We start from the raw sequence: 8,026 nt of genomic DNA, 5'->3' as shown, positions 1-8,026 counted from the left end.
GAGTGGGCAATGGTGTATTTATCCAAAAACGGCAAAAAGAGTAGGCAGAGAAAATCCAAGCAAAACAACACGTTAGACGGTATTATTAATTCGCTTGCCGCTTAAGGTTCTGTACATGACAGGGGTCATGGAGCGGCGCGCCAGCAAATCCCCACTTGGGATCCCGATGATAGATCATGAAAAAGTCGAGCAGCTGTGCCACGCACTGCGCCACCGGGTTGGGAATGGCGCGTACCCGCTCGATATCCTCGTCCATCACCTGGGCCTCGTGGGTCACGTCCAGCCCGCACATGGTGATGGGCAGCCCCGACTTGAAGACCATATCGGCCGCTTCGGGATCCACATAAATATTGAATTCCGCTGCGGGGGTCCAGTTGCCCGCACCGGCGGTGCCCCCCATCAGCACGATGCGGGCGATCTTCTGCTTGAGCTCGGGGTGGGCCGCCAGCAAGAGGGCAATGTTGGTGAGCGGCCCGGTCGGCACCAGGGTGACCGGCTCCGGGCTCTCGCGCAGACATCTTGCCATCAGTTCAAGGGCGCTCATCGCCCGGGGAGCAAAGGCGGGCTCCGGCAGTTCTGGGCCGTCCAGCCCCGATTCGCCATGGACGTTGTCGGCGATAATGAGCTCACGGGCCAGAGGCTTGGCAGCCCCCGCCGCCACCGGGATGTCGTCGCGGCCGAGCAGGGTCAGGATGCGCAGGGCATTGTTGAGGGTCTTGTCCGGGGTCTGGTTGCCCGCGCTGGTGGTGACCGCCAGCACCTTCAGCTCGGGGCTCGCCAGCGCCAGAATGAGGGCGATGGCATCATCGTGGCCGGGATCGCAATCGAGAATAACGGGCAACGCCATGGACAGACTCCTTACAACATGACAGGGAGCCATACCTTAGCAAGAGATGGCCAGATGAACTCAGGAGGGAGTCACAAAACGCCTCAACCAACGAGATCAAGTACTTGGCGACAGGCCTTGGGAGCGGACACCCAGATTCGCCGCGCCGCCATCGTTCGGGTATGATCCCTCCCCCTTCATCGTCCGGCTGCCCCATGTCCGTCATCGTCGACATCTTCATCGCCCCGCCCTGCGCCGCCACCATCGAGATCCTGTTTGAGGATGCGCATCTGCTGCTTATCAACAAGCCGAGCGGCCTGCTGAGCCTCTCGGGCAAGAACCCGCAGAACCTCGATTCGGTCCACTACCGGCTGGTACAGGATTACCCCGGCTGCACCCTGGTGCACCGCCTCGACTTTGGCACCTCGGGCGTCATGGTGGTGGCCAAAAACAAGAACATCAACGCCCTGCTCTGCCACCAGTTCAGCCAGCGCACCGTGAGCAAGGCTTACGAGGCACTGCTCTGCGGCCATCTGGCGGTGGATGAGGGCGTCATCGACGCATCCATCGCCAAGGATCCGGCGCTGTTCCCGCTGATGAGCATCTGCGCCGCCAGCGGCAAACCCGCCCGCTCACGCTATCGGGTGATGGAGCGGCTCACCCTGGAGGGGGCAGGCCAGCCGGTGCCATTGACCCGGGTCAGGCTGGTACCGGAAACCGGGCGCACCCACCAGCTGCGCATCCACAGCCAGTGGCTGGGCCATCCCATCCTGGGATGCGATCTCTATGGCGGCCTGCTCCCGCCAGGCTGCGAACGAGCCCCCAGACTGATGCTGCACGCCAGTGAACTCGGTTTTGTGCACCCGGTGAGCGGCGAAGCGGTACAGATCCGCTGTGAGGCACCCTTTGCGCAGCCACTGGCGGCCATGACGGTGCAACAGGGGTAACGAAGAAGGGGGAAAGCAGGGCCAGGAAGGCAAAAGGGGCAAACGGCGGATAAAGATAGGGGCCGCGCTTTCGCAACGGCCCCCACCCCCCACTCGGTACTCTTTGTTACAAAGAGGGCTATCAGATCAGCTTGCGGGCGGCGCCCAGCACGATCTTGATGGCATCAGATTCGGTTTTCGCCATGGTTTCGGCGTTCGGGATTTCCTGCTGGGTACGGTTCACGATGACACCGGCCACCATGCCCGCACGCAGGCCCTGGCTGGTACACATGGTCAGCAGAGTGGCGGACTCCATCTCGTAGTTGAGCACGCCCATGGCTTGCCACTCTTTCATGGAACCCTGGAAACGTTGTACCACGCGGCCGGATACGGTGTCGTAACGCTCCTGACCCGGGTAGAAGGTATCAGAAGAAGCAGTGACGCCCACATGCAGCTTGGAGCCCAGCTCCTTGGCGGTGTTCACCAGGGCGGTGGTGCAGTCGAAGTCGGCCACGGCCGGGAACTCCATCGGCGCGAAGTGCAGGCTGGCACCGTCGAGGCGCACGGAGCCGGTGGTGACGATCACGTCGCCCACGTTCAGGTGCGGCTGGATGGCGCCGGTGGTGCCGATGCGCAGGAAGGTACGGATACCCAGCTGGGCCAGCTCTTCCACCGCGATGGAGGTGGACGGGCCACCGATACCGGTGGAGCAGATGATCACGGCCTTGCCGTCCATCTCGCCGCGCCAGGTGGTGAATTCACGATGGCTGGCCAGGTGCACCGGGTTGTCCAACAGTTCTGCGATGCGCTTCACGCGCTCGGGGTCACCGGGGACGATCGCCAGGGTGGCGCCTTGCAGATCCGCTTTTTTCAAACCCAAGTGAAATACATCAGACATAGTGGACTCCTGGTTGCGCCCCGCCGCATGGCAGCCGAGTGCAGTTAAGGTGATTCTTTACGGTACTTTCAAGCCGGTGTCCCCTCATCCGGGGAGGCGCCAACTATGGTCGAAAGCGCTTTCCAATTCCTTGATGCGCCTCACACTTCTGCGCTTCAAAGCTGACAAAAATGGCGCGAAACGTTTGCTAAGATGATGAATTTCTTGAAAAACGTTTTTACGTTCCTTTTGCACTCCCATCCCTTGTCAAGCCTTGAGCGACCGTCCATTTAAAGAGCGCGATCGAGTCCACAAAGTTGCAAACGAGATACCATTGACCCCTTCTCATCCCCTCCGACGCTGTTATGTTGGCGCCCGCATACCACTTAATGGCTAATCATACGGAGTCCATCATGGCGACATTCAAGTTCTACATTCCCGCAATCAACCTGATGGGGGCGGGCTGCCTGCAGGAAGCGGCAGCGGATATCCAGGGACATGGCTATCGCAAGGCGCTCATCGTCACCGACAAGATCCTGGGCCAGATTGGCGTGGTGGGCCGGCTCGCCGCCCTCCTGACCGAGCACGGCATCGACGCCGTGGTGTTCGACGAGACCAGACCCAATCCCACCGTGGCCAACGTCGAGGCGGGTCTTGCGATGATCCAGGCCCACGGCTGCGACTGCGTCATTTCGCTCGGCGGCGGCTCACCCCACGACTGCGCCAAGGGCATCGCCCTGGTGGCCGCCAATGGGGGCAGCATCAAGGATTACGAGGGAGTGGATCGCTCCGCCAAGCCGCAGTTGCCGCTCATCGCCATCAATACCACCGCCGGCACCGCCTCCGAGATGACCCGTTTTTGCATCATTACCGACGAATCCCGTCAGGTGAAAATGGCCATCATCGACAAGCACGTCACGCCGCTGATGTCGGTCAACGATCCGGAACTGATGCTGGCCAAGCCCGCCGGCCTCACCGCCGCCACCGGCATGGATGCCCTGACCCACGCCATCGAGGCCTATGTCTCCACCGCCGCCACCCCGGTCACCGATGCCAGCGCCGTGATGGCCATCGCACTGATTGCCGAACACCTTCGCACCGCCGTGCATCAGGGGGAGGATCTCCATGCCCGTGAGCAGATGGCCTATGCCCAGTTCCTGGCCGGCATGGCCTTCAACAACGCAAGCCTGGGCTATGTGCACGCCATGGCTCACCAGCTCGGGGGCTTCTACGACCTGCCCCACGGGGTGTGCAATGCGGTGCTGCTGCCCCATGTCCAGGCCTACAACGCCCGGCTGTGCGCCGGCCGGCTCAAGGATGTGGCCCGTCATATGGGGGTGGATGTGAGCGCCATGAGCGATGGGCAGGGTGCGGCGGCAGCCATTGACGCCATCCGGCAACTGGCTCGCGACGTCAAGATCCCCGCCGGTCTGGAGCAGCTCGGGGTCAGGGCCGACGACCTCGACGTGCTGGCCAACAATGCGCTCAAGGATGCCTGTGGTCTCACCAACCCCAGGCAGGCGACTCACGCGGAGATCGTCGCCATCTTCCGCGCCGCCATGTAAGGGGGCAAGATCTGCCAGGGCCGCCACGCGGCCCTTTTTATTGGCTGATGGATCAATGGCTTTTTACTTCCGCACGGGGAGTGGGTATGATTTGCCGAGCTAAAAAGACTGTATGGATGATCTGAACCCGATATGCGGATGAAACACCTGATTGCCGCGGCCCTGACCGCCCTCACCCTGTCCGGTTGCAGCCTGGTCTATCGCATCGATATTCCCCAGGGCAACTATGTGGAACAAAAGCAGGTCGACAAGCTGCGCCAGGGCATGACCCGCGAACAGGTCGAGTTCGTGCTGGGTTCTCCCATGTTGCGCGACAGCTTTGACCCCAACACCTGGTACTACCTCTATGAGTTCCAGCCCGGTCGGGGCGACAAGGAGCGCAAGGAGCTGACCCTCAACTTCGTGGGTGACAGACTGGCCACCGTGACCGGTGATTTCCCTCTCCCTGCCGCCTTCACCACACCGCTCTAGATGACATTACAAAACCGGCTTCTGCCGGTTTTGTTCTCTCTGGCCCCGGTGATGTCGCCGGGCCACACTCTGGATGCCTCATTGCCCCGAGGAGATCATCATGAGTCGATTCCTGATTGCCGGCGCCACCGGTCTGATTGGCAAAGCCTTGCTGCGCGAGCTGGGGACGGAACACGACCTCCTCCTGCTCTGCCGCAAACCGGGCGATCCCGCTCCGGGACGCACCTGGCTGCCCACCTCGTTCGACGCGCTGGACAGATTGACGCTGCCCTCCCCTGTGGACATTGCCTTCTGCTGCCTTGGCACCACCCGCAAGGATGCCGGCTCGGCCGAGGCATTTCGCCGGGTCGATCTCGACTATGTGCTGGCCTTTGCCGCGCTCGCCCGTCGCCACGGCTGCCGCCGCCTGCTGGTGGTCTCCAGTCTGGGCGCCAACCCGGGTTCCCCTGCCCTCTATCCCCGCACCAAGGGCGAGATGGAGCAGGCCCTGCTGGCCCAGGAGTGGCAGCGGCTCGTCATCCTGCGCCCGGCCATGCTGCTCGGCCATCGCGAACCTGCGCGCCGTTCGGAGCAGATCATCCAGGCCATCTATCCGCTGGTCAAGCCCCTGCTGCGCGGGTCGCTGCGCCGCTGGCGTGCCATCAAGGCCAGTCAGGTGGCGCACGCCATGGCGCGCCTTGCCATCCAGGAGAGCGGGATAGAGACGGTGGAAAACGAGCGCCTGCTCACCCTGTGATGCCCCGTGTCGGACAAGACGATCACAAAGGGGCGCCACGGCGCCCCCTTGTCACAACCCATCACCCGTCAGGTGCCGGCATCGTCTCGCTTGCGGTGCACATCGGGCCGCCCGCCGGTGACCACATCGGCACGCCCCTCTTCCTTGGCTTTCTCCGCACGCTTCTTGCGCATCTCCTTGGGATCGGCGATGAGAGGGCGGTAGATCTCGATGCGATCCCCCTCCTGCACCGACTCTGTGCCCTTGACCGGACGGCTGTAGATACCGAACTTGTTGACCGACAGGTCGATCTCCGGGTGCTTTTGCAGGATGCCGGACTGTTCGATGGCCGCCAGCACGCTGGTCTCGGGCGCGACCCGGATGCACAGCACCGTCTGCCGCTCGGGCAGGGCATAGGCCACTTCGATATTGAGGAGCTCAGACACCGTAAACCACCTTGGCACGATTGGAGAAGGCAAGCACCATGGAGCTCACCAGCTCGCGGAAGATCTGGCCAAAGGCCAGCTCAATGAGCTTGGAGGTGAACTCGAAGTCGAGATCGAACTCCACCTTGCAGGCATCCACGTCCAGGGGTGTGAAGGTCCACCATCCCGCCAGCTTGCTGAAAGGCCCCTCCACCAGCTCCATCTTGATGGTGCGATTGGCATCGAGCTGGTTGCGCGTGGTAAAGGTCTTGGCGATACCTGCCTTGGCCACATCGACCGAGGCCATCATGTAGTCTTCACCTGACTCATGAACACGGCTGCCGACACAGCCGGGCAGGAACTCAGGATAGGCATCAACATCATTGACCAGCCGGAACATCTGTTCCGCGCTGAACATCACCAGGGCACTGCGAGTAATACGGGGCATGGGTTTTCCTCATCCAATCGGCCCGATTTTATCACCTTGTCAGCCAAAATCACCGCCGAAACTGTTCGCGGGTCACCAAGCACGGCAATCGCACACTTTCCGGCCAGTGTGGCCTGCTCTCGCCCCGCCCTTCCCTCAAAATCGTCATCGAACTGCTCACAAAGCCGCCACTCGGAGCGCTGTGCGTTTTACAGCCGCCGCCACCCACGTATAATGCGCCTTCCTAAACATTGCCTAAGGCCCCCGTCATGAGCAAAAAGAACAGTAAAAACAAAGCCGGGTCCAGCACCATTGCACTCAACAGAACCGCCCGTCACGAGTACTTCATCGAAGAGCGCGTGGAAGCCGGCCTGTCCCTGCAAGGGTGGGAAGTGAAGTCCCTGCGGGCGGGCAAGGCCAACATCAGCGAAGCCTATGTCATCTTCATGCAGGGAGAAGCCTTCCTGTTCGGCTCCAGCTTCCTGCCGCTGAACGCCGCCTCCAGCCACGTGGTATGCGATCCGACCCGCACCCGCAAATTGCTGCTTAGTCGCCGTGAACTCGACAAGCTCGAGAGCCTGACCGCTCGTCAGGGCTACACCATAGTGCCGCTGGCCCTCTACTGGAAAGCGTGCTGGGTCAAGGTCGAGATCGGCCTGGTGAAGGGCAAGAAAGAACACGACAAGCGGGAAGATACCAAGGCCCGGGAATGGGATCGGGAAAAAGCCCGCATCATGAAAAACAAACACCGCGGTTGATCGTGCGCCGCCGGCCCCCATGCGGCGACCAATAAACCAGCAATCGACCGGCCAAGGCCGGTCGATTGCCATCAACGCCTTGCCATGACAGGATTTTTGCGTACAATCCCTTTTGACAACTTGGGGCTGATTCTGGATTCGACAAGATTCACGAAACCCAAGGTGCATGCCGAGGTGCGGTAGGCCTCGTTAATAAACCGCAAAAAAATAGTCGCAAACGACGAAAACTACGCACTCGCAGCTTAATAACCTGCGCTGAGCCCTTCTCCCCTAGCTTGCCTGTGTCCTAGGGAAATGGAAGGTCATCCTTCACAGGATCGTGTGGAAGTCCTGCTCGGGGCGGAAGCATTAAAACCAATCGAGCTAGTCAATGCGTGGCGTGTCTCTCCGCAGCGTGTTGGCGAATGTAAAGAGTGACTAAGCATGTAGTACCGAGGATGTAGTAATTTTGGACGGGGGTTCAAATCCCCCCAGCTCCACCAATTTAACTAGGACACCGACAGGACAAACCCAGAAAAAACAGCCACTTAGCAAAAACATAGCGACAGTGACTGGCCCAAAACTGGAATCAAAATGATCCAATGGTGATCCAAGAACAAGAAAGCCTGCAGAAATGCAGGCTTTTTTCTTTTCTACCCTCCAGGCATAGAAAAGCCCGCACAGTGGCGGGCCAATCCGAATCCTTCCGCATCACGCTGACACGGTGGCTTCATCGCGTAGTTTTTCCAGAATGCGCGCGATCTTGCTCTCCTCCTCAGGCGCCAGGTCCAGCGTCTCAACAAACTCTTCCAGTTCGCTTAGTAGTGATTCCATCCGATTTCCCCCTTGCTCTCCCAGTCTCTCGACTGTGAAACACTGTATGCCCATACAGTACACTTCTTGAATTTATCATTTTCGGACTGATTTGGGTATTAAAATTGACATCCTCCCCCACCTTAGCGCTTCGCGTCACAGGAGGGGGATTCCCATTACTGGGTGATAGCTGCTCGCGCAGTACCGGGTTCCTGCTTCATCGGGCGGCCTGATTGCACCACGC

Annotated in this window: 9 protein-coding genes, 1 other RNA gene and 1 pseudogene; 6 read left to right on the top strand and 5 right to left on the bottom strand. The window is 60.4% G+C overall.

The features are described 5' to 3' along the window. Positions 1-112: 112 nt before the first annotated feature. Positions 113-847, bottom strand: a pseudogene (rihA, locus tag ACNPAA_RS20185) (pyrimidine-specific ribonucleoside hydrolase RihA); the annotation flags it as partial. A 194-nt stretch (positions 848-1,041) separates the two neighbouring features. Between rihA and ACNPAA_RS20180 the strand changes: the two are divergent. Then, entirely contained in the window at positions 1,042-1,773 is a 732-nt protein-coding gene (locus ACNPAA_RS20180) for an RluA family pseudouridine synthase (protein WP_119196841.1), read from the top strand. Positions 1,774-1,894: 121 nt separating this feature from the next. Here the strand turns inward: ACNPAA_RS20180 and udp are convergent, their stop codons facing one another. Continuing rightward, the gene (gene udp / locus ACNPAA_RS20175; RefSeq protein ID WP_010674037.1) at positions 1,895-2,650 is read right to left on the bottom strand and encodes a uridine phosphorylase; all 756 of its coding nucleotides are present in this window, start codon (positions 2,648-2,650) and stop codon (positions 1,895-1,897) included. A 392-nt stretch (positions 2,651-3,042) separates the two neighbouring features. Here udp and yiaY point away from each other — a divergent pair, with 392 nt between their 5' ends. The 3 genes from yiaY to ACNPAA_RS20160 all read left to right on the top strand — a co-directional run bounded on the left by yiaY (position 3,043) and on the right by ACNPAA_RS20160 (position 5,401). Beyond that, the gene (gene yiaY, locus ACNPAA_RS20170; RefSeq protein WP_279976534.1) at positions 3,043-4,194 is read left to right on the top strand and encodes an L-threonine dehydrogenase; all 1,152 of its coding nucleotides are present in this window, start codon (positions 3,043-3,045) and stop codon (positions 4,192-4,194) included. A 132-nt stretch (positions 4,195-4,326) separates the two neighbouring features. Continuing rightward, positions 4,327-4,665, top strand: a complete 339-nt coding sequence (locus tag ACNPAA_RS20165) for an outer membrane protein assembly factor BamE (protein ID WP_029314185.1) — start codon at positions 4,327-4,329, stop codon at positions 4,663-4,665. Between the two features lie 100 nt (positions 4,666-4,765). Further along, a complete protein-coding gene (locus ACNPAA_RS20160; protein ID WP_279976533.1) occupies positions 4,766-5,401 on the top strand; it encodes an NAD-dependent epimerase/dehydratase family protein in 636 nt (211 codons plus the stop codon). Between the two features lie 68 nt (positions 5,402-5,469). Here ACNPAA_RS20160 and ACNPAA_RS20155 read toward each other — a convergent pair whose 3' ends face one another. Together ACNPAA_RS20155 and ACNPAA_RS20150 are read right to left on the bottom strand one after the other, a co-directional pair. After that, positions 5,470-5,826 (bottom strand): RnfH family protein, encoded by a 357-nt coding sequence (locus tag ACNPAA_RS20155; protein WP_039039886.1) that lies wholly within the window; start codon positions 5,824-5,826, stop codon positions 5,470-5,472. Continuing rightward, positions 5,819-6,253 carry an SRPBCC family protein gene (locus ACNPAA_RS20150; RefSeq protein ID WP_010673974.1) on the bottom strand — a complete coding sequence of 145 codons (435 nt, stop codon included), beginning with the start codon at positions 6,251-6,253 and terminating at the stop codon, positions 5,819-5,821. Before ACNPAA_RS20150 ends, ACNPAA_RS20155 begins: the two co-directional genes overlap by 8 nt. 248 nt (positions 6,254-6,501) lie before the next feature. Here ACNPAA_RS20150 and smpB point away from each other — a divergent pair, with 248 nt between their 5' ends. Next, a complete protein-coding gene (gene smpB / locus ACNPAA_RS20145) occupies positions 6,502-6,990 on the top strand; it encodes an SsrA-binding protein SmpB (protein ID WP_010673973.1) in 489 nt (162 codons plus the stop codon). Positions 6,991-7,112: 122 nt separating this feature from the next. Then, positions 7,113-7,472, top strand: a transfer-messenger RNA (tmRNA) gene (gene ssrA / locus ACNPAA_RS20140). 208 nt (positions 7,473-7,680) lie between these two features. Here the strand turns inward: ssrA and ACNPAA_RS20135 are convergent. Continuing rightward, a complete protein-coding gene (locus tag ACNPAA_RS20135; protein ID WP_258039730.1) occupies positions 7,681-7,803 on the bottom strand; it encodes a hypothetical protein in 123 nt (40 codons plus the stop codon). Between the last annotated feature and the right edge of the window lie 223 nt (positions 7,804-8,026).

It is taken from the genome of Aeromonas sp. PS2Canimalfood6 (assembly GCF_048276795.1).
In the GTDB taxonomy this organism is placed as follows: domain Bacteria; phylum Pseudomonadota; class Gammaproteobacteria; order Enterobacterales; family Aeromonadaceae; genus Aeromonas; species Aeromonas caviae.
The sequence above is the reverse complement of the archived record's forward strand: the minus strand, read 5'-3'. Positions and strand labels throughout refer to the sequence as shown.

Coding starts and splice junctions, on each gene's coding strand:
- udp (WP_010674037.1), bottom strand. CDS start 2,650: ATGTCTGATGTATTTCACTTGGGTTTGAAAAAAGCGGATCTGCAAGGC.
- smpB (WP_010673973.1), top strand. CDS start 6,502: ATGAGCAAAAAGAACAGTAAAAACAAAGCCGGGTCCAGCACCATTGCA.
- ACNPAA_RS20180 (WP_119196841.1), top strand. CDS start 1,042: ATGTCCGTCATCGTCGACATCTTCATCGCCCCGCCCTGCGCCGCCACC.
- ACNPAA_RS20150 (WP_010673974.1), bottom strand. CDS start 6,253: ATGCCCCGTATTACTCGCAGTGCCCTGGTGATGTTCAGCGCGGAACAG.
- ACNPAA_RS20160 (WP_279976533.1), top strand. CDS start 4,766: ATGAGTCGATTCCTGATTGCCGGCGCCACCGGTCTGATTGGCAAAGCC.
- ACNPAA_RS20135 (WP_258039730.1), bottom strand. CDS start 7,803: ATGGAATCACTACTAAGCGAACTGGAAGAGTTTGTTGAGACGCTGGAC.
- yiaY (WP_279976534.1), top strand. CDS start 3,043: ATGGCGACATTCAAGTTCTACATTCCCGCAATCAACCTGATGGGGGCG.
- ACNPAA_RS20165 (WP_029314185.1), top strand. CDS start 4,327: ATGCGGATGAAACACCTGATTGCCGCGGCCCTGACCGCCCTCACCCTG.